Source organism: Pedobacter sp. Leaf250, assembly GCF_920984735.1.
Lineage (GTDB): Bacteria > Bacteroidota > Bacteroidia > Sphingobacteriales > Sphingobacteriaceae > Pedobacter.
In genome coordinates, this window is record NZ_CAKLBU010000001.1 from 293432 (window position 1) to 315309 (window position 21878).

General features: G+C 35.1%; 19 protein-coding genes. 11 read left to right on the forward strand and 8 right to left on the reverse strand.

Translation table 11 applies throughout. From position 1 onward, the window contains the following. The first annotated feature begins 32 nt into the window (after nucleotides 1–32). Both LUA91_RS01335 and LUA91_RS01340 read left to right on the forward strand, forming a co-directional pair. Nucleotides 33–668 (forward strand): peroxiredoxin, encoded by a 636-nt coding sequence (locus LUA91_RS01335; protein ID WP_231424153.1) that lies wholly within the window; start codon nucleotides 33–35, stop codon nucleotides 666–668. 210 nt (nucleotides 669–878) lie between these two features. Beyond that, nucleotides 879–1076: a cold-shock protein gene (locus tag LUA91_RS01340; RefSeq protein WP_231424154.1), complete on the forward strand. Its 198-nt coding sequence runs from the start codon at nucleotides 879–881 to the stop codon at nucleotides 1074–1076. Between the two features lie 62 nt (nucleotides 1077–1138). Here LUA91_RS01340 and LUA91_RS01345 read toward each other — a convergent pair whose 3' ends face one another. The 4 genes from LUA91_RS01345 to LUA91_RS01360 are packed head-to-tail and all read right to left on the reverse strand — an operon-like array spanning nucleotide 1139 to nucleotide 4792. Further along, a complete protein-coding gene (locus LUA91_RS01345) occupies nucleotides 1139–2323 on the reverse strand; it encodes a class I SAM-dependent methyltransferase (protein WP_231424155.1) in 1185 nt (394 codons plus the stop codon). A 19-nt stretch (nucleotides 2324–2342) separates the two neighbouring features. Beyond that, the gene (locus LUA91_RS01350; RefSeq protein WP_231424156.1) at nucleotides 2343–3623 is read right to left on the reverse strand and encodes an aspartate kinase; all 1281 of its coding nucleotides are present in this window, start codon (nucleotides 3621–3623) and stop codon (nucleotides 2343–2345) included. Nucleotides 3624–3625: 2 nt separating this feature from the next. Further along, entirely contained in the window at nucleotides 3626–4093 is a 468-nt protein-coding gene (locus tag LUA91_RS01355; protein ID WP_231424157.1) for a GNAT family N-acetyltransferase, read from the reverse strand. Continuing rightward, nucleotides 4094–4792: a YggS family pyridoxal phosphate-dependent enzyme gene (locus LUA91_RS01360; protein WP_231424158.1), complete on the reverse strand. Its 699-nt coding sequence runs from the start codon at nucleotides 4790–4792 to the stop codon at nucleotides 4094–4096. It lies immediately after the preceding gene. A 70-nt stretch (nucleotides 4793–4862) separates the two neighbouring features. Here LUA91_RS01360 and LUA91_RS01365 point away from each other — a divergent pair, with 70 nt between their 5' ends. From LUA91_RS01365 to LUA91_RS01385, 5 genes are all read left to right on the forward strand, one after another. Beyond that, complete coding sequence (locus LUA91_RS01365) at nucleotides 4863–5423, forward strand: DUF4296 domain-containing protein (RefSeq protein WP_231424159.1); 561 nt, start codon at nucleotides 4863–4865, stop codon at nucleotides 5421–5423. A 1-nt stretch (nucleotide 5424) separates the two neighbouring features. Then, nucleotides 5425–7803: an endonuclease MutS2 gene (locus LUA91_RS01370; RefSeq protein ID WP_231424160.1), complete on the forward strand. Its 2379-nt coding sequence runs from the start codon at nucleotides 5425–5427 to the stop codon at nucleotides 7801–7803. 471 nt (nucleotides 7804–8274) lie between these two features. After that, complete coding sequence (locus LUA91_RS01375) at nucleotides 8275–8976, forward strand: CoA transferase subunit A (RefSeq protein WP_231424161.1); 702 nt, start codon at nucleotides 8275–8277, stop codon at nucleotides 8974–8976. A 48-nt stretch (nucleotides 8977–9024) separates the two neighbouring features. Next, a complete protein-coding gene (locus tag LUA91_RS01380) occupies nucleotides 9025–9387 on the forward strand; it encodes a four helix bundle protein (protein ID WP_231424162.1) in 363 nt (120 codons plus the stop codon). 29 nt (nucleotides 9388–9416) lie between these two features. Further along, a complete protein-coding gene (locus LUA91_RS01385) occupies nucleotides 9417–10076 on the forward strand; it encodes a CoA transferase subunit B (protein ID WP_231424163.1) in 660 nt (219 codons plus the stop codon). Nucleotides 10077–10127: 51 nt separating this feature from the next. Here LUA91_RS01385 and LUA91_RS01390 read toward each other — a convergent pair whose 3' ends face one another. Both LUA91_RS01390 and LUA91_RS01395 read right to left on the reverse strand, forming a co-directional pair. After that, nucleotides 10128–10772 carry a uridine kinase gene (locus LUA91_RS01390; RefSeq protein WP_231424243.1) on the reverse strand — a complete coding sequence of 215 codons (645 nt, stop codon included), beginning with the start codon at nucleotides 10770–10772 and terminating at the stop codon, nucleotides 10128–10130. A 2-nt stretch (nucleotides 10773–10774) separates the two neighbouring features. After that, entirely contained in the window at nucleotides 10775–12295 is a 1521-nt protein-coding gene (locus LUA91_RS01395) for a LysM peptidoglycan-binding domain-containing protein (protein ID WP_231424164.1), read from the reverse strand. 282 nt (nucleotides 12296–12577) lie between these two features. On the opposite strand from LUA91_RS01395, the gene LUA91_RS01400 reads away from it, so the two are divergent. The 3 genes from LUA91_RS01400 (at nucleotide 12578) to LUA91_RS01410 (ending at nucleotide 17516) form a co-directional block, all read left to right on the forward strand. Further along, nucleotides 12578–13057: a Dps family protein gene (locus tag LUA91_RS01400; RefSeq protein ID WP_231424165.1), complete on the forward strand. Its 480-nt coding sequence runs from the start codon at nucleotides 12578–12580 to the stop codon at nucleotides 13055–13057. A 156-nt stretch (nucleotides 13058–13213) separates the two neighbouring features. Beyond that, nucleotides 13214–15049: a UbiD family decarboxylase gene (locus tag LUA91_RS01405; protein WP_231424166.1), complete on the forward strand. Its 1836-nt coding sequence runs from the start codon at nucleotides 13214–13216 to the stop codon at nucleotides 15047–15049. 37 nt (nucleotides 15050–15086) lie between these two features. Continuing rightward, the gene (locus LUA91_RS01410) at nucleotides 15087–17516 is read left to right on the forward strand and encodes a hypothetical protein (RefSeq protein ID WP_231424167.1); all 2430 of its coding nucleotides are present in this window, start codon (nucleotides 15087–15089) and stop codon (nucleotides 17514–17516) included. Between the two features lie 52 nt (nucleotides 17517–17568). On the opposite strand, the gene LUA91_RS01415 is transcribed toward LUA91_RS01410, so the two are convergent. Together LUA91_RS01415 and LUA91_RS01420 are read right to left on the reverse strand one after the other, a co-directional pair. After that, nucleotides 17569–19107 (reverse strand): OmpP1/FadL family transporter, encoded by a 1539-nt coding sequence (locus LUA91_RS01415; protein WP_231424168.1) that lies wholly within the window; start codon nucleotides 19105–19107, stop codon nucleotides 17569–17571. Nucleotides 19108–19133: 26 nt separating this feature from the next. After that, the gene (locus LUA91_RS01420; protein ID WP_231424246.1) at nucleotides 19134–20126 is read right to left on the reverse strand and encodes a hypothetical protein; all 993 of its coding nucleotides are present in this window, start codon (nucleotides 20124–20126) and stop codon (nucleotides 19134–19136) included. A 199-nt stretch (nucleotides 20127–20325) separates the two neighbouring features. Between LUA91_RS01420 and proS the strand changes: the two genes are divergently transcribed. After that, entirely contained in the window at nucleotides 20326–21798 is a 1473-nt protein-coding gene (gene proS / locus LUA91_RS01425; RefSeq protein WP_231424169.1) for a proline--tRNA ligase, read from the forward strand. The last annotated feature ends 80 nt before the right edge of the window (nucleotides 21799–21878 follow it).

Genomic DNA, 21878 nt, shown 5'->3' on the forward strand with positions numbered 1-21878 from the left:
TTTTGTTTAAATCAAATTAAAAGAAAAATATCATGAGTATAAGACTAGGCGATACCGCACCCAATTTTCAGGCAAATACATCAATTGGTGAAATAGATTTTTACGATTTTCTTGGCGATAGCTGGGGTGTTTTATTTTCGCACCCAGCAGATTATACACCTGTTTGCACTACTGAACTCGGACGTACGGCTGCCCTAAAAGGTGAATTTGAAAAACGTAATGTGAAAGTGTTAGCCATAAGCGTTGATACTGCCGAATCTCATAAAGGATGGATCAGCGATATCAATGAAACGCAAAATACGTCAGTTGAATTCCCGATCATTGCCGATCCAGATAGAACTGTAGCAAATCTGTACGATATGATTCATCCTAATGCATCTGAAACCTTAACAGTAAGATCGCTTTTCGTGATCAGTCCTGATAAAAAAGTAAAATTAATTATCACTTACCCGGCCTCTACAGGAAGAAATTTCAATGAAGTATTAAGAGTTATCGATTCCCTACAGCTTACTGCAAATTATAGTGTAGCAACTCCTGCAGATTGGAAGGATGGGGAAGATGTAATTGTGGTTAATAGTATTAAAACAGAAGATATACCTGCTAAATTTCCTAAAGGACACCAAATAATTAAACCTTATTTGCGTACAACACCGCAACCAAATAAATAATTGTGCAAAAAACAATGTTTCTTCGCAACATTTTTGTTGATTAATGTTCAAGAGATTGCTTTAAGTCTCTGAATTATTATATTTGATAGTTTTGTTTCAGAATTAGCGCTTAATCTGGTTGTTTTGCTTTATTATTAGATAAGAAATAATTAATTAAGATGTGAATCAAAGCATACGGGTTTATTTTTTTATAAAATTTTTTATTTTTTTATGGCAACCGGAAAAGTTAAATGGTTTAACACTCAAAAGGGCTTTGGATTTATTGTTCAAGAAGACAACAAAGATTTATTTGTACACTTTAAAGATGTTTTAGGTGGTATTGATACCCTGAAAGAAAATGATACAGTTGAATTTGAAGTAGCTGAGGGCAGAAAAGGTTTACAAGCAGTAAACGTTAAAAAAGTTTAAGCGAAATTATATAACTTAATCATCCTCAAATGAAGCCTTTCTATGGAAAGGCTTTTTGCGTTTTAGTAATATTGTAGAATGGTAGATTTTAAAATAATATTGTTACCAGTAATATCTTTTGTAAAGATGAGGAAATCACTTTTTCCTGGTTTTATTTTAAATTTTTTAGCTAAATCTTCTGCCTTTGCAGGATAGTTTCTTACAATAATATTTCCAATAAGTTCAGTTTCCTTTTTCAGATCTTTAGGCATTAGAATTTCATTTATCTTAAAAATCCTACCAGGAAATTCAGTTTTGAATGCTGTTGAGGTATACAATTGGGTTTGAGGATGTAATTTATTTAATTCATACCTATTTCCAATTAAATTAAACGCCCCCGATTTTAGTAAAGCAGCATCAGGCTCATAAAGATATTCTGATGCTGAAATATAATCTGCAAAAGTTGCCGCTACATCCATTTCCGAATGTAAAAAGGTAAAATCCTTTTCATTTTCGTTTATTGTTACTGCATGTATTCTTAATGTACCCAAGAAGTTTTTATCAATCACCCAAAGCAATTCTTTACACTCATTTTTTAAACTAACGATATGAATTTCACTTACGTTTTTCAATTCAGAAAGTCCGGCAGTGATATCAAGTAGTGGTGCAGTTTTAATAATCAGCCTTGATGATTTCTCTAATAATAAATCAAGATTGCTAACAACATCTGGTGTACAATCTTTTAACATAAATACCTTACCAGCTTGGGCTCTTCTGGCCGGATCTACGTAAACGGTATCAAAACCTTCTGATGTAAAATTTAAAAAGTCAATTCCATCACCAGCATGGAAATTGATGTTCTTTACGTTTAGAACCGAAGCATTATATTTTGCGATTTCAGACAACTGATTATTGAATTCGCAATGTGTTACACTTTTTAGGTTTTGAGCAAAGTAATAAGCATCGATACCGAAACCTCCAGAAATATCAATCAAACTGTTTCCTATAACTAATTTTGATTTATAGTTAGCTGTAATTTCTGAAGAGGTTTGTTCGATGGAGAGGGGTGCCGGATAATAAATGTTAGGTGTATTAAACCAGGTTGGTAATTTTTTTTGCGCTTTTTTTTTAGCAGTAATTTGATCGGCGAGTTCGGCTGAAGAAACATTTTCAAAAATACTTTTAGCCAAAATAATTCGATTTACATCAGCATTTAAATTTGCATCAATGTAGTTCTGAATTTCCTGATCTAATATATTTTTGTTCATTGATGTTATCAAAAACCCTTTAAATTTGGCTGTTTAAATTTTTGCTCTTCATTACCATTTGGCAGGTATGACGGCTTTTCACTTCCAGTAAAATATCTTTGTCAACAGTAACTCGATCAATCGTGTTTTGATTGTAGTATCTAATGGTAACCAATTCCAAATTTTTATTATATTTTATTGTAAACTCTGTAGAAAGATCGCCGATCAGTTTTTCTATTTGTGATGGGTGATCATCTACGCTAACAGAAAAGCTAATGGCCGAATTTAGCATGGTGTTGATTTTGATTTTATGTCTATGGAAGAGCTCAAAAATATTGCTCAAATTTTCTTCAATGATAAATGAATAATCCTTTGGGAAAATAGAAATTAATGCCTGATTAACCTTAAAAATAAAAGAGGGGATAGGAAGTGGGTTGTTTTCCTTTGTTATGGCAGTACCATATCCTTCAGGTTGAATAAATGACCTTACAAACAATGGGATACCTTTATTTTGTAAAGGTTTAATGGTTTTTGGATGGATGACAGTTGCTCCATAATATGTCAATTCGATGGCATCATGGTATGACAATTGTGCAATTTTTTCTGTTTCATCAAACCATTTTGGATCAGCATTTAACACTCCAGGAACATCTTTCCAAATGGTTAATGCAGCTGCATCCAAACACGATGCAAAAATAGCCGCTGAATAATCAGAGCCTTCTCTACCTAAAGTTGTAGTATAGTTTTCACTTGTACCTCCGATAAATCCTTGAGTAATGATGATGTTTTCTGAAATTAAAGGTGCCAAATCCCTTTGAATAATTTGATTGGTTTTTAGCCAGTCTACTTTGCCTTCCCGGTAAGTATTATCAGTTTGGATATAGTTTCTGGCATCAACCCACAAGGATTTATTCCCCATCTCATTTAACCAGGCCGATACAATTTTTGTAGAAATTACCTCGCCAATAGAAACAATTTGATCATAAATATAATCAACATCATTATCTGGCTCATCTTCAATCAGCCAATCTATTTCAACAAAAGAGTTGGCTACATCATCATAAATAGAATTCGAATTTCCTTCAAATAAGTCATCAATAACCTGAAAATGAAAGTTTTTTATCTCCTCAAAAATAGAATGGGTTTCATCACTTTGTGTTAAATAAGCCTTTGTTAAATCTTCCAAACGGTTGGTAATTTTACCCATTGCAGAAACCACAACCAAAAGGTTTCCACTTTTATAATCGCGAACAATATTGGCTAAATTTTTTACACCTGCGGCATCCTTCACAGATGCGCCACCAAACTTAAAAATATCCATAATTAAAAAGCCTTTACTTGTTCTTGAGAAAGCGCTGCGTTTAACCAACCGCTTTCTAAATGTGCCGCATATTTGTTGTAAAAATTAATTGCCGGCTCATTCCAATCCAATACCTGCCAAACCATTCCAGTATATTTGTCACTTTTGGCTTCCTCGATCACTTTCTCAAAAAGAACTTTTCCAATGCCTTTGCCACGCATGTCTTCTGTTACAATGAAATCTTCTAAATATAATCTACAGCCCTTCCAAGTCGAATATCGAGTATAAAATAAGGCAAAGCCAACAATTTTTTTATCCACTACTGCTACGAATGCTTTCCAAACCGGATTTTCTCCAAAACCAGCATCTACAAAGTGATTTAAATTCACTGTAACTTCTTGTGGAGCCTTTTCGTAAAGTGCAAGTTCATTAACTAATTCCAATATTCTTGGGCAATCATTTGCCACTGCTATTCTAATATTTAAGTCCATTTAGTTTGCAGAGAGGTTTTTAAAATGCTTGATAATTCTTTTTCCAAAAATGCTACTCCCAATTCGTACCATCGTACTTCCTTCTTCAATGGCTATATTATAGTCGGCGCTCATTCCTGTAGATATTTCTTTAAAAGAATCTTCATTGCGGAAAAAGCTTAACTTAATTCCATCAAAAAATACCTTAAGTTCATGGAATTCTATAGTAATTTGTTTTTCGTTTTTGGTATTGGTTGCAATGCCCATTAGGCCCACAATCCGAACGTTTTTCAATTGTTGATACTCTTCCGACCTTAAAATTTCTATAACCTCATCGTATCCTAAGCCAAATTTTGTATCCTCATCAGCAATGTAAACTTGCAATAAACAGTCTATTGTTCTTTTATTTTTTAAGGCTTGTTTATTAATTTCCTGAAGCAGCTTCAAACTATCTACACCATGTATCATGGTTACAAATGGCGCTATATATTTTACTTTATTGGTTTGAAGATGACCAATTAAATGCCATTCAATATCTTTCGGAAGCTTTTCTTCCTTTTCTACCATTTCTTGTACATGGTTTTCACCAAAAATACGTTGACCAGCATTGTAAGCTTCTTGCATGGCTTCGACTGTTTGTGTTTTAGAAACAGCAATTAACTTAACGCCATCAGATTCTACTTCGCTTTTATATTGTTTAAGATTATCAGCTATGCTCATTTATAACTATTTTTGGGTAAAATTAACAACCTTGCCGCAATTTGAGCAAAAAAATAATGTTTAATTAATAATGAAGAGATTAGTTTGGGTGTTGGTAGTCCTATTTTTTATAGCGGGCTGTAAACCAAAAGCTCCGCAAGGAATTATTGAAAGTGAAAAAATGGAGCAGATATTGTATGATATTCATTTAGTTGATGGTTACATTTCTACAATCTATATTCAAGATTCGGCAAGAAAAGTTGGTGCAGCTTATTATAAAGGAATTTATAAAAAATACGATACCGATTCTGTTCAATACGCTAAAAGTTTAAATTACTACAATAACAATCCAGATCAGCTTCAGGAAATGTATAAGGCAATTTCCAAAAAATTAGATAACCAAAAAGTGAGCTTAAAAAAAGCCGATTCATTGATGCTGAGAAATACTTTTGTGAAAGATTCTATAAAAATTATCAAGAAATATAAAGCTGATTCCTTGCTCATTAGGAAAAAAATGAAACCAGATTCTGCCAGTAAAGCAACTACAGAAATACAAATTAAAAAGAAGAAAGCCCAGGCCGATTCGCTTATCAATACTAAAAGAAATTATAGTGGAGCATTACAAACAGTAGCACCCACAGCAGTACAATAATATGTTATACCCCGAAAATTGTTTAGAACGTTTAGGATTTTTAGAGATAAGGCAACTGATTAGCAAGCATTGTTTAAGTCCGATGGGACAAGCAATGGTGCAAAAGATGCAAGTGATGAGTCGTTTTGACCAAATCGATAAATTTTTACGCCAAACCAACGAATTTAAAAGTATCCTGCAAAACCAGGAACCACTACAAATAAATACCTTTTTTGATATTAAATCACTTGTCGAAAAGATTAGAGTGGAGGGCACTTATCTTTTAGAAGATGAGTGGTTTCAGGTTTACACCTCTTTGCAAACTGTTTTTTCTGTATTGCGATTTTTTGAGGAAAGAGCAGAAGTGTATCCAACACTCGAGGCGCTCTTTGAACATTTGCCAATCGAAAAAAATATTTTACGCAAAATAGAAACAGTTATAGATGCAAAAGGAAAAATAAAGCCAAATGCATCAAAAGATTTGCAGGAGATCACCTCGTCCATTTCAAAGGCAGAGCAAGATGTTCGTAAGCGAATGGATTCCATTTATAAACAAGCCATTGCCAATAATTGGGTGGCCGATGGAAGTTTAACCATTCGCGATGGTAGAATGTGTATTCCTGTTTTGGCTGAAAATAAAAGAAAACTTAAAGGGTTTATCCATGATGAATCGGCAACAGGGCAAACTGTATATATTGAGCCAGAAGAAGTTTTTACCTTGAATAATAAACTTCGCGATCTCGAATTTGATAAACGTAGGGAAATTATTAAAATTTTAATTGCATTAACTGATGAATTGAGACCTTATTCACCATTATTGCTTTCCTATCATGGGTTTCTAACCAAGCTCGATTTTGTTAGGGCGAAGGCTTTATTTGCTTTAGATATTGAAGCCGAAATGCCTGGTTTGCTTAAAGAACCAAAAACTAAATTAATAAATGCAAGGCATCCATTGTTATCTATTTCCTTTGCAGCAGAGAAGAAAACGGTAACACCATTAAACATTCATATTGATGCCGAAACCCGTGTTGTTTTAGTATCTGGACCAAATGCCGGAGGAAAATCGGTTTGTATGAAAACGGTTGGGCTATTACAAATTATGCTGCAAACCGGTTTGTTAATTCCAGTAGATGCAAATAGTGAAGTAGGGATTTTCGAAAATATATTCGCCGATATTGGTGATGATCAATCGATAGAAAGTGATTTAAGTACTTATAGCGCCCACTTAAAAAAGATGCGTTATTTTGTAGAACATGCTTCGCCAAAATCATTGGTTTTGATTGATGAATTTGGAACAGGCACCGATCCACAGTTTGGTGGCCCGATGGCCGAGGCGGTTTTGGAAGTACTGAACAATAAAAAAGTTCGAGGTGTAATTACCACGCACTATTCTAATTTAAAGCTATTTGCGGGGAACACACCAGGCTTAGAAAACGCATCAATGCTGTTTGATAACGCCAAAATGAAACCATTGTATATTTTGGAAATGGGTAAACCCGGAAGTTCTTATGCCTTTGAGATTGCTCAAAACATTGGCTTGCCAAAAGAAGTGATTCAGCTGGCAAGAGAAAAAACGGGATCTAATCAAAACCGGGTTGATACCATGTTGGTTGATTTGGAACGTGAAAAGAAAACAATTTATGATGCCAAAGTTAGCCTGGCTAATCAACAAAATAAGGCCAAAAATTTAGTTGCCGAAAATGAAAAATTAAGGGCATTTCTGGATGAAAATCGGAGAGTCTTGATCAAGGAAGCAAAGCAGGAGGCGCAAAACATTATTAAAAATGCAAATAAACTTGTAGAAAATACCATTGCTGAAATTAAAGAAAAGCAGGCAGATAGAGCTGTAACTAAAGAGCTCCGTCAAACTTTGCAGCAAGAATTGGTTAAAAACACTGTTCCAAAGGAGCGACCAAAACCTGCTCCGGTTGTTGTGGGTGGCGAAATTGTAATTGGCGATTGGGTAAAATTTACTGATAGTGAAACAACTGGACAAGTACTAGAAATTAACCGAAATGAATTGGTTTTAGCCATTGGCGATTTACGTTCGAACGTGAAAAAAAATCGTGTTCAAAAAATCAGTAATAAAGAAGCTAAGAAAGTAATCCAAAGTAGCGCAGGTTCATTTGCAGGAAGAATGAATGATGCTGTTTCAGGATTTAGAGCCGAATTGGATCTTCGTGGAAAACGAACAGAAGACGCTTTATTTGAAGTAGAAAAATATTTAGATAAAGCCATTATGCTTGGTTTTCCATCAATAAAACTGATTCATGGAAAAGGCGATGGTATTCTGAGGAAAATGATTCGCGAATATTTGAGAAAGTATAGTCAGGTAAATAGGATGGAAGATGAACACGCTGATAGAGGTGGTGATGGGATAACCTATGTTTATTTAAATTAAAATCACTAATTAAGTGGTGTAGTCTTACAAAACAGATAGTGTTTTATTAATTGCGATAGGATTAGCCAATCGTCATCCTCGCCTATGCGGAATTTTTAATCGCTGAAGATTGCAGTTAATAGTTTAGAAGTAGGGGCTTCGGTATAATATCAATCGGAATTAGATTAATAGCAAGAAACTATTTTTTCTTATTTCCTGGGCATTTTTTGCAGCGTTTACCTTTTTTAAATTTCTCACAACATTTCTTATGTTCAGCTGTGCAGCTAAGAATAAAACCCATCCCTTTTTGAAATTCAGGATCGGTAGGTAGGATATAACTATTTTCTTCTCTCTCGTAAATCATTGCTGTACAAAGGTAAGCCTTGTTTAGATCAATTCCAATTAATTTAAGCCTTTAGAGATTTAAACTCTATTTATGTTGGCGTTTTATCGGCAATTTGTAAATTAGCGAACTAACCAAAAATTCATAAAATGATAAATAAAGTAGTATCAGATGCTGAAGAAGCAATTAAAGATATTTCAGATGGTGCAACGCTCATGCTTGGTGGTTTTGGTCTTTGCGGTATCCCCGAAAATTGTATTAATGCTTTGGTTGCCAAAAATGTAAAGAATTTAACTTGCATATCGAATAACGCTGGAGTAGACGATTTTGGAATCGGATTAATGCTAAAGCAACGACAGGTAAAAAAAATGATTTCCTCTTACGTAGGCGAAAATGCCGAATTCGAGCGGCAATTACTAAGCGGCGAATTGGAAGTAGATTTAATTCCGCAAGGAACTTTAGCTACACGATGTTTAGCTGCTGGATATGGTATGCCTGCAATTTTTACTCCAGCTGGCGTAGGTACGGAGGTTGCCGAAGGCAAGGAAATTAGAAATTTTGATGGAAAAGATTATTTAATGGAATATGCTTTCGATGCTGATTTTGCAATTGTAAAAGCTTGGAAAGGGGATACTGCAGGTAATTTAATTTTTAGATCGACCAGTAGAAATTTTAATCCAGTGATGGCAATGGCTGGCAAAGTGACCATTGCTGAAGTAGAAGAATTAGTTGAGGCGGGTGAACTAGATCCAGACTATATTCATACACCTGGAATTTATGTACATCGAATTTTTCAGGGTAAAAATTACGAGAAAAGGATAGAGCAAAGAACGGTTAGGAAGAATATTTGATTAATTTGTAAATGTGATAATTAGCTAATTCTGCTCTAAACCAAAAACATGGATGATAATAAAATAAATGAAAATCTTATTGTGAAATTAAGCTTTGATTTTTCTTTATTAATAATTGACTTTGCTGAAAATTTAGAACAAAGGAGAAAGTTTGTTATTTCAAATCAATTATTGAAATCGGGAACAAGTATTGGAGCCAATATATGGGAGGCTCAAAATGCAGAGAGCAAAGCCGATTTTATACATAAAATGAAGATTTCTGCAAAAGAGTGTGAAGAAACTAAATATTGGCTTTTATTGTGCAAACATTCAAGTCAATATCCAAATAGTGATAAATTACTTGAAAAAATAGAAATTTTACAAAAAGTGTTGAATAAAATCATTTCTACATCTAAACGATTAATTGGCTAATCAGCTAATTATCTAATCAACTAATTAATATGTTTACAAAAGAAGAAATAGCGCAACGTATAGCGCAAGAAATAAAAGATGGTTACTATGTTAATTTAGGCATTGGAATACCAACTTTGGTGGCCAATTATATTCCAAAGGGAATTGATGTGGTTTTACAATCAGAAAATGGATTGCTCGGAATGGGCCCATTTCCATTTGAAGGAGAAGAAGATGCCGATTTAATTAATGCCGGCAAGCAAACCATTACCACATTGCCCGGCTCATCCATTTTCGATTCGGCCATGAGCTTTGGAATGATTAGAGCACAAAAAGTTGATCTTACAATCCTTGGAGCTATGGAAGTTTCGGAAAATGGCGATATTGCAAATTGGAAAATTCCTGGAAAAATGGTGAAGGGAATGGGGGGCGCTATGGATCTGGTTGCCTCTGCAAAAAACATCATTGTTGCCATGCAACATGTAAATAAAGCTGGCGAGAGTAAGCTACTTTCTCAATGTACGCTTCCACTAACTGGCGTAAAATGTATTAAAAAAATCGTTACCGAACTGGCTGTGTTGGATATATTACCAGAAGGTGGCTTTAAACTTTTAGAACGTGCTCCAGGGGTAAGTGTCGATTTTATCAAACAATCTACTGCAGGGAAATTAATCGTTGATGGTGAAATCCCTGAAATGCAGTTGAATTAAAAAAAGGGTCAAGTTATTTTAAAAACTTGACCCTTTTTTTATGTAATACTTCTAGTTAATATCAACCAGAATGCTGTTTCTTAAGTCATTTGAAATATCCTCTGTTATAGCGATTATTTCATCTGGTTCGTTGGTATTATTCATTATCACCTTGTGGCACTGTTCCCTGTATGGCAATAAATATTCTTTATATGCCGGCACCACGTGATTGTGCCATTTATAAAGTACATCATCTTCCGGATATCCACGTTCTAAACCATCTCGTTTTATACGGCGATCCAAAGCAACTTGCTCATCAGCATCAACAAAAATAGTATGATCTAATAATGCTGCGATTTCTTTGAAGTGTAAAATGAAAAGTCCTTCGACAATGATGATTGGAGCTGATTTAATTTCCAGAATTTTCACAACTGCAAGCGGATTATTGAAATTGTATTCTTTCTTATAAACTACCTCTCCACTGGTTAATTGTTTAATGTCTCTTAAAAACTGTTCGCTATCAATAGTCGATGGAAGATCAAAATTGTACAATTTGTTTTCTTCTTGAGTCATGTCTCCAGCAGGGATGTAATAATCATCCTGCGACACTAAAGTAACTTCGTCTTGTTTAAAATGATGTAAAAAGCAGTTTAAGAAAAATGTTTTACCAGATCCGCTACCGCCAGCAATACCAATTATGAATGGCTTTTTATTCAAACTCATTGAGCACTATATGTTAAATTACAGAAAAAACGCTTGTCTAAAGCTCCTAATGAATCAGCTACAGCTTTAGTCATTACAATAATAACATCTTTTGTGGATTCGTTCTCTGTAAATTTACCAACAACTTTTGCGAATGTTGTTTTATTAGTCATCGGATTGGTAATTTTAATCACCCTTCCAACAGGAGCCGTACGGTGCAAAACCAACATTTTCGATCCGTCTAGGTCGGCATCGGCAATCCAAACAGCAGCACCTTTTTCTTCTATCTGACTCAAGCCATATACACTTGGGTCACGACGAAGTTTTGGGTCTTTTACCATTGTGCTATCTGGCTCATTCTGCTGATCTTCTTTCGAAGCATCATTCACCGATTTAGGTTGAGGAGGTTTTGGGATAATTAATTTCTGATCAACTTTAATTGAGTTATCATTTAACTTATTCGCCGCTCTAATTTGGTAAGCGGTTAAATTATACTTCTTTGCAATGCTGAAAATATTCTCACCAGTAGCTACAGTATGAATAAAGCTTTCATCTTTCGATGGTGAAACCGGAGTTTCCTTTACGGGTTCTGCTTGTTTTTCTTTTGGAACTTCAACTTCTGCAATAATTCCACCTGGCACTTTTAAAACCTGACCAATTGTAATTGCATTATCTGGTAAATTATTTAGTTTACGCAATTGATAAGCGGTAATTCCATATTGTTTCGCTACCGTGAAAATTGTTTCATTACGCAAAACGGTATGTGTGCCTGCAGCATCTGGAGTTTTTACTGTCTCTGTTGGAGTTTGCTCTGCAGCACTTATTACCTTATTTTCATCAACATTTTTTGTGGCAGGAATTTTCAGTTTCTGTCCAATACGAAGATTGTTATTCGAAAGATTATTGGCTTTCTTCACTTCTTCAACCGTGGTGCCATATTTTTCGGCTATTTTACCTAAAAACTCTTTCGGAGCAACCGTGTGCTCAATCATGGTTTGATCTGTAACTGTATTTTCTGAAGGAGCAGTAATTACTGTTTTGGTGGTCTGAGCAGGTTCGATAACGTTCGTTGGTGTTTCAGTATTGTTCTTTATAGCGATTTTTAAAACCTGACCAATGCTTAAATTATTTCCAGTTAAGTTATTTAATCTTTTAATTTCATTGATGGTAGTTCCATACTTTTCAGCAAGCATGTTTAAGTTTTCTTTGGCCTTAACAATGTGCTCAATAATGCCTCCATCTTTACCAGAAGAAACAGGGGCCGGAATATTTGTTGTTCCCCATGGGATATTGGTTGGAACTTTTATAACCACGCCAACCTGAAGATATTTGTTGTCGTTATAAGCCATGATATCCTTTGGAGAAACGTTATATCTTCTTCCAACAGAATAATAAGTGTCTTTGGCTACAATTTGATGAACGATAAGTTTCTTTCCATTGTTATTTTCAACCCCGATAGAATCTCTACTTGTGTTTGCTTTAGCATTTGCAATGTTCAGGGCAAATAGAACAAAAGCAGATAAATATATTTTGTGCATTTATTTTCTATAAATTTCTTAGTCAAAGGAAGCAATTATACGAATAAAATATTTAACCATATGGAGGTAATCATCCAGTTTTTGAGTAAAATATAATGACTTTATCTCAAAAAAATGTTCATAATATTCATATACAATATCTTGCGAAAAGATTCAATTGGCTTCTTATTGATTAATAAACGCACTAATAAATAAGGTATTGTATAGCATGAAATTTAGATTAAAACATTTGCAAATTTGAGTTGTTACGTACACATTAAAATCACATAAATATTAATAAAAATGGACGCTAAGGAAATAAGCTTAAACGAAAAAGAAGTAAAACCAGTAGTTGATCTTTTGAACGATTATTTGGCAAATTATCACATTCATTATCAAAAATTAAGAGGTTGCCATTGGAATATAAAAGGTCAGAATTTTTTTACACTTCATGTTAAATTTGAGGAGTTGTATACAAACGCACAACTTACAATTGATGAAATTGCCGAGCGTGTTTTAACTTTAGGTAAACCACCACATAGCCGTTTTGCCGATTATATTAAAGAATCGCAAATTAAAGAAATTGATACTATTGGCATGAAAGATTTAGATATGGTTGATGCCGTTTTGGATGATATGGCAAAACTTATCGAAATTGAAAGAGAACTTTTAGAAGCTACTGATAAAGCTGGCGATGATGGTTCAAACGATATGGTTAACCGATTTATGCAGTTTAAAGAGAAAAACACTTGGATGTTGAGATCTTTTGCAGGAAAAAAATAAGGATATCAGGTTAAGGTTAAGGTTAAGGCTGAAATCAAGATTGAAGTTCTAAATAACATCTTGTAAAGTCCCAACCTTGATCTCGACCTTGATCCAAATCTCAACCTCAGACTTATTCTCAGCCTCAATCTAATTACATTTTCTCTATCTTTGGGCATGGCATATAAAAGTTTAGCAGAATGTGTTTCCGATCTTGAAAAACATGGTCATCTAATTAGAATAAAAGAAGAAGTAGATCCTTATTTAGAAATGGCAGCCATCCATTTGAGGGTTTATGAAAAACAAGGACCGGCCTTATTATTTGAAAATGTAAAGGGTAGTTCTTTTCCGGCGGTATCAAATTTATTTGGAACATTAGAGCGATCAAAATTTATATTTAGAGATACTTTGCCAAAAGTACAGCAATTGGTTTCTTTGAGGGATGATCCAATAAAAGCATTAAAAAATCCTTTCAAATATGCAGGTTCTGCCATGTCGGCATTATCGGCTTTGCCGATGAAAACTCCTTCAGCTAAAAATAATTTTCTTAAAACCACTATAGATCAGCTACCTCAAATAGTGAATTGGCCAATGGACGGCGGTCCGTTTGTAACCATGCCACAGGTATATACTGAAGATGTAGAGAAACCCGGTATATTAAGTGCAAATTTAGGCATGTATCGCATTCAATTGGGTGGAAACGATTATATTCAGAATAAAGAGATTGGTTTACATTATCAGATTCATCGGGGTATAGGTGTTCACCAATCCAAAGCAAATAAAGCGGGTTTGCCTTTAAAAGTTAGCATTTTTGTGGGTGGGCCGCCATCTCATCCCTTGGCTGCAGTAATGCCATTACCAGAAGGATTATCTGAAATGACTTTTGCAGGTGCATTGGGCGATAGGCGATTCCGTTACTTTTACGATGATGAAGGATTTTGCATTTCAGCAGATGCTGATTTTATCATAACAGGAACAGTTTATCCAAATGAAAATAAGCCTGAAGGCCCTTTTGGTGATCACTTAGGTTATTATAGTCTTACGCATCCGTTCCCGTTGATGAAAGTGCACAACGTTTATCATAAAAAGGATGCCATTTGGTCGTTTACAGTTGTGGGTAGACCACCACAGGAAGACACTAGCTTCGGGGCACTAATTCATGAAATTACAGGTTCGGCTATACCTCAAGAAATTCATGGTTTAAAAGAAGTCCACGCCGTTGATGCTGCTGGCGTGCACCCATTATTATTTGCAATTGGCAGCGAGCGGTATACTCCTTATTTAAAAGAACGCAGGCCACAAGAAATTTTAACGATTGCCAATCACATCCTTGGTAAAAATCAGTTGAGTTTGGCGAAGTATGTATTTATCGCCGCAAAAGAAGACGATGAAAACCTGAGTACCCATCACATTAAAGATTTTATTACCCATATTTTGGAAAGGATAGATTTAACCAGAGATATCCATTTCTATACCAATACCACTATTGATACATTGGATTATAGTGGTGATGGTTTAAATAGTGGCTCAAAGGTTGTTGTTGCGGCGGCAGGAGAGAAGAAGCGAGATTTATGGCATGAAAAGCCCGATGGTTTGAAATTAGGCGACGGTTGCTATCAATCTCATATTGCTATGCCAGGGGTTTTGGTAATCGAATGTAATAAATACATTAGTGCCGAAAAAACAGCAGCCGAAATTGCTCTTTTAAATATTTCGCTAATTGATCAGGACCTTTCTGGTTTGCCATTGATTGTATTGGCTGATGATTCTGAATTTACAGCAGCAAGCATTGATAATATGGTTTGGATTACTTTTACAAGAAGCAACCCAGCTGCAGATATTTATGGTATAAACGATTTCACAATCAACAAACATTGGGGCTGTAAAGGCTCGCTGATTATTGATGCAAGAAAAAAACCTCATCATGCGCCCGAACTTATAAAAGATCAATCGATTGAAAATAAAATAGACCAACTTGCTAAAGAGGGCAAACCGCTCTATGGAATAATTTAGTTGAATAATTGAAATTATTTGTTGATTTTTAGTGAACATGTTATGGATTCATTCTAAAATTTCACGTGTTTGGTTAGTCGCTATTTTAATCTTTTGTTGTCAATTTAAAACATCAGGTCAGCAGATTGATAGTTTGGCTTCAGTTATTTCTGAATACGGGAAACAGAATGCAACATCAAACCTATTTGTTCATTTTGATAAAAATATTTACTCTAATAATGATCAGGTTTGGTTTACCAGCTATTTGCTTCAAGCCTTTACTCCAATATCAAATTATCACACTTTATATGTTGCGTTAGTAAACAATGTAGATAGTTCAATAGTAAATCAGCATAAATTCCTTATTCATGATGGTTATTCATTTGGCGATTTCTTAATGCCAGATTCTCTTCCTAGTGGATCTTACCGTTTTGTAGTAAATACCAATATCAAGGTTAAGGGTACTAACGATCCTGGATTTATTCAGCCCATTTCCATAAAATCGACTACAAAAAACTTGCTGGTGCCTCAAGTTTCTATATTTAAATCTTTTGATGAAGAGACAAGAACTGGAACGGCACTGCTTAAAATTTTAACAAGCGATAACCGATTTATAGAAAATGCTGAAATAAAATATACTATTGGGCGAGATCAAATTATAAAAAGTGGAGTGGCGAAAAGTAGTGTTATTGGCGAATTGATGATTGATTTTCCTGCAGATAAAATTGATGCCGGCAATAATTTATTAAATATCACCATCAAAAAGGATAATCAAATCCGATATATTAAATACGAATTACCTATTCTCAACCAAAGAAAATTTGAGATTAACTTTTATCCTGAAAGTGGTTATCTAGTGAATGGGTTGCTTAGTAAAGTAGGTGTAGAGATTAAAGATCTAACTCATGCAGCGGTTAAGGTTAAAGCTGTTTTGCTAGAAGATAATGAAGTCATCGATACCATCAATACCAATTCAATGGGGCTTGGCTTTTTCTCAATTGTTCCAAATATCAATTCAAAATACAGTTTTAAAATATTAACTATTAATACTGAACTCAATCAATATGATTTACCTAAAATTTTAAAAGATGGGGTAGTAATCAATGTGAAGGATGTTATAGCAAATAAAGATTTTAGATTAAAATTACAGAGTAGCTTTGATACCAAAATTCATGTTGTGGTGCATAATTACAATGCGATATCACTTCACAGTGAAATGGTTTTAAAGAAAGGGCTAGCTCAAAATGTTAGACTTGACTTAGATTCTGTTCCGATAGGATTAAATACCATAACTATATTAAATAGTGAATTTAAACCCCTAACCGAGCGGATTTTTTTTAGCCATTATAATGATCTGAATGAATTAAAGGTTTCTACCGACAAAGCAGAATACGAGTTAAGAGATAGCGTCAAATTGAGTATAAAAGCGAGTGCTAGTAACAAAAATTCTTCGCAGGGGCTGGTTTCAATTTCCTGTACACAAACCAATCGATTTTCTACATTGAACAATATGAATATTGTGGATTATGCAATGCTTGAAAAGGAATTAGTGAAATTGCCAGTTAACCCGATGGGAATAAAAATTACGGATCGTGACTATCTGAATAATATTCTAACGGTAAAAGGATGGAGGCGTTACAAGTGGCCATTATATAAGGATAGCATCTCAAAAGGTAAGGTAATAACTAGTGAGGAAATTACTGGGCAAATACGCAAAGGCAAAAAAAAAGTAACGTTACCGATGCAATTATTTGCAATAGCTAAGAGCAACGTCCATACCATAGAATCAGATAGTAACGGAAGGTTTATGGTTCCATATACGAACCTGATTACCGAAAATAAAAATGAAGTTTGGGTTAGTCTAAATAAAAACGCTTCCGATTATAATTTGATAATTAATGATCCGGCTGAAGAATTGAAAAAAAATATTAGAAAACAACCTTACGAAGCTGAAGTTTTTAAATCATTACTGCCAAGTGATAATCAAGTTTTTGCTGATCCTGGCGGCAATACCCTTAAAGAAGTAACCATTAAAAATATTAAGAGTGATGGAATGCAATTTGCCAAAAATGGCTACATGAATAGTTGTGGTGATTATGTCTGCCCATCGAACATTTTAAATTGTATGAATCATTTTGGAAATGCGTCGAATAAAATGCCAAGAGAAGGGGCTCAATACCGAAATCAAGGAGGTGGAACTTCTGTTTACCATGGCTGTGAAGAGCGAAAAAAAGATCCGAATATTACCATCTTAAGTGGAATAAAATTTGGGAAAGAATTTTATAAATTTAATCTAGATAATAAGGAAGAACTCATTAATGTATCAACTATATTTTGGGATTATCAAAAAACACTAAATCAACAAGGGGAGGCGAACCTTACCTTTACAACGGGCGATTTAACAGGGAGCTTCAAAATAATAGTACAAGGCGTTACCACAAATGGGCCGGTTTATGGCGAACAATATATTACAATTAAACGCCCATAAAAAAAGGCTCCCGATAAAAATTGGGAGCCTTATTAGGTGTTATTATTTCTTATTAAAATCTCACTCCAAAAGTTAAGAATACATTATCTGCAGAATTTTTCAAATTAGCAGTAGGTCCTTCACCAGTGAAATTAAAATCTGGATAATCAGATGAAATGGTATAAGGAGAACTTGTAGAATCAAATGTTGTATGTCTATAAGTAACATCCAAATAATAATTGTCAAATCGATATCCTAAACCACCACTGTAAGCTTTAGTATTTAGGTCGATGTTTTTATATGGTGATCCTGAATAATTGAATCCACCTCTAACCATAAAATTATCAACCACTTTAAATTCTGCACCAACTCTGTAATTAAAATTTCCTTTGTAAAGCGATGCGATATCACGATTGGTATTTGTTTCCTCATTAGCAAAATTTGAAGAAAAATGAATACTACTGTAGTCAACATATTCTACATCAGCACTAATTAAACCACTGTTACCAATAATATAAGATGCACCTCCATTTACTCTGTATGGTGTTCTTAAACTATATTCAGAATCATAGGTTTCTAAGTTATTTGTGTATTCAGGAATTGTGGTTCCGTTTGCTCGTTTAAACTTAGTACTTAGGTTTTCAGAGAATCTATCCGTCATACTATACCAGGTTGGCGTAATAAAACTTAAGCCTAATCTTAACTCATTGACAGGTTTGTAAATCAAACCAAGTTTAGCATTAATACCATTTCCTTTAGTCTGTTGAAGAGAGTTATAAGCAAAACTATAGGTTCCACCTGTAAAAACAGGATCCTGACCAGTGAATGATCTATTTGTACCACTTTCTGTATAAACACGATCTGAAGTATAGTTTACATTTGCTAATCCGATCGAGATACCTAGATACAACTTGTTTCCATAATTACCAGCCATTCCTAAATTAACTTCCGATTGAGAACCTGAACGATTAATAATATTTGTTTGGTTATTATTAACGTTTGTAGTTGGGAAATAACCTGAAGGATCGTATTCAATTAAAAAGTTTTTGTAAGCCATACTTTCTAATGAACCTGGAGCAAGTGCGCTTGAATTATTTGCAGGATCGCCCATACCATAAGTAGTGGCTAAATCTGCAAAATAATCTGCCATCGAACTTGTTGGATTTGCTCCACCGTAGGTAATGTTGGTATTAAAGTTATTGGTTTTATTATAGCCGATTCCAAAGTTAACACTAACCCAGCCATCGTTTAAATTAGATCCTTTAACTTTATTTACTGGAGAATAGAAAACAGCTCCAATTTGATTTAAACCTACCCGGCTTTTTTTATCATCTATACCATTGTTTAAATATGATGATCCAACTTTAAAGTTATTAAATTCCGGAGTAAAGTTAAATTCAGATTTTGTGAAAAAACCTAAACCTGCAGGATTTGACGATAAGGAACTGATATCACCACCTAAAGAAGTTTGGGCATTACCCAATCCTTTAAATCTTGAAGTTGAACCTTGCTCTGGTTGCGAAAAGCGTAATACATCACTTGTGTATTGGGCATATAAAGAATTGCTGGCAAAAACTATTCCTGCCACAATTAATATTGATCTTAGTTTCATTTTATAAATATGTGTGTGTATTACTATTAATTGCCACCTCTACTTGGTCTGCCGCCACCGCCGCCGCCTCCGCCACCAGTGCTTCCACCACCACCGCCGCCTGATGATTGACTTGGAGGTGGAGAATAACTGCCACGATCGGGTCTGCTAGATGGTTGCATAGATTGAGTTTGAGGTTGTGGTCTGTAACTATCGTCACGACTTGGTCTTGAGCTTGTACCCGATGGACGGCCATTTACTGCTTGACCATTGCCGTAGGTGTTACCATTTGACCATCTTTCCGGACGTCCAGCATTATTACCACCTGATGTAGGACGACCAGCATTACCGTTTGAGGGGTAAGTACTAGTACCTCTATTTCCATAAGCACCGCGATTATCTCCATCACGGTTAGGTCTTGGTCTGTAATTGTTGTTTGTGTAAACACCGCCGCCGTAATAGCCGCCGCCTACACCCCAGCCACCACCGTACCAGCCTCCGCCGCCCCAACCGAAGCGATCGTAATAAGAATATGGACCCCAATTGTTCCAGCCCCAGTTATTCCAACCGAAGCCCATGTTGCCATAGTAAAATGGATTATTCCAGATGCTGCCGTAGCCAAAACCACCGCCCCAGCCAAAACCGCCGCCCCAGCCACCTAAGCCATAACCATTGTTCCAGCCCATACCATAACCTAAGAAGTTGGTTGAACCATAGCTATTGCCGTAACTAAAATTTTCATAGTAAGGATCATAGTAGCCACGAAAGCTGCTTCCGTTATAGAAACGATTGATTCTAGAAGAGTAATCCATATCGTAATACGGGTTACTAGTTCCATAATATTCATCGTAATCATCATTTTGTCCCTGCGCTTGAACTTGATTTTGAGGAGGAACGTAAGCTTCAACCTCTCTAGCCTTTGCAACAGTATTATAAACATCGTCATTGGCTTTGGTTTGAGCCAATTTCGTTGTAGAGCATGATGCCACCAACCCAGCGGCGGCAATCATTACAATGGGTAAAAATTTAATTGGTTTCATTGTGTTTATATTTAGTTGTGTGTGTTCACTAATTTACTAAAAATGGATCAAATTTACTAAAAATCAACTATTTACTTAGTCAGATTTATGTATTAATATAAATGCCTTCCTTGTATAATCGTTTTGTAGGCATAAATTTATAAATTTGTGATCTGATTTTACATTTTTTAACACACAAATTACGTTCCAAATACATAATATGAGCAAAGAAATTACAAGCCGAGACGCAGATTATTCTCAATGGTATAATGATATTGTTATAAAAGCCGATCTAGCTGAACATTCGGCAGTTAGGGGTTGTATGGTTATTAAGCCCAACGGTTATGCTATATGGGAGAAAATGCAGGCTGTACTAGATAAAATGTTTAAGGATACTGGGCATCAAAATGCCTATTTTCCATTGTTCATACCGAAGTCATTTTTCTCTAAAGAAGCATCACACGTAGAAGGTTTTGCAACAGAATGTGCAGTTGTTACTCATTATCGTCTAAAAAATGATGGTAATGGCAATATTGTGGTTGATGAAACAGCAAAATTAGAGGAAGAATTGATCGTTCGTCCTACTTCAGAAACCATCATTTGGAATACTTACAAAGGTTGGATACAATCTTATCGCGATTTGCCAATTTTGATCAATCAATGGGCTAATGTAGTGCGATGGGAAATGCGGACCCGTTTATTTTTACGTACTGCAGAATTTTTATGGCAAGAAGGGCATACGGCGCATGCAACTGCCGAAGAAGCGATTGAAGAAACAGAACGTATGCTACATATTTATGCAGATTTTGCTGAAAATTGGTTAGCTGTTCCGGTAGTTAGGGGTAGAAAATCCCCAAATGAAAGATTTGCTGGCGCTTTGGATACTTATTGTATCGAAGCATTAATGCAGGATGGAAAAGCATTACAGGCAGGAACATCTCACTTTTTGGGTCAAAATTTCGCAAAAGCATTTGATGTTAAATTTACTGGTAGAGATGGTAAACTGGATCACGTTTGGGCTTCATCCTGGGGAGTTTCAACACGGTTAATGGGAGCGCTAATCATGGCACATAGTGATGATTCAGGTCTGATAATCCCACCTAAATTGGCTCCGATTCAAGTTGTAATTGTTCCCATTTATAAGAGTGATGAAGATTTAGCTAAAATTTCTGCATATGTAAATGAGTTAACCATGCGATTAAAGGGCATGGGTGTTTCAGTTAAGTATGATGACAGAGATACACAACGTCCTGGTTTCAAATTTGCGGATTATGAGTTAAAAGGCGTACCAGTGCGGGTTGCCATTGGTGGCCGCGATTTAGAAAATAAAACTGTAGAAATTGCCCGAAGAGATACCAAAGTGAAGCAAACAGTTCCACAGGAAGGTTTAGATATTTATATTGTTAAATTGCTCGAAGATATTCAAACCAGTATGTTTAACAAGGCACTGGCTTACCGTGATGAGCACATTACAGAAGCAAATAGCTACGAAGAATTTAAAGTATTACTAGATGATAAAGCTGGTTTCATTTCTGCCCATTGGGATGGAACTCCAGAAACCGAGCAAAAAATTAAAGAAGAAACAAAAGCAACTATTCGTTGTATTCCTTTAGATAACAAATTAGAAGATGGCGTTTGCATTTATTCAGGTAAACCATCTATCCAGCGTGTTTTATTCGCAAGAGCATATTAGTTGATGGTGGGTTAGTTTTTTAATTGGTTGAAAAGAAAATTCTCAACCTAAGTACTAAAAACCAAAAATTAAAAAAGATT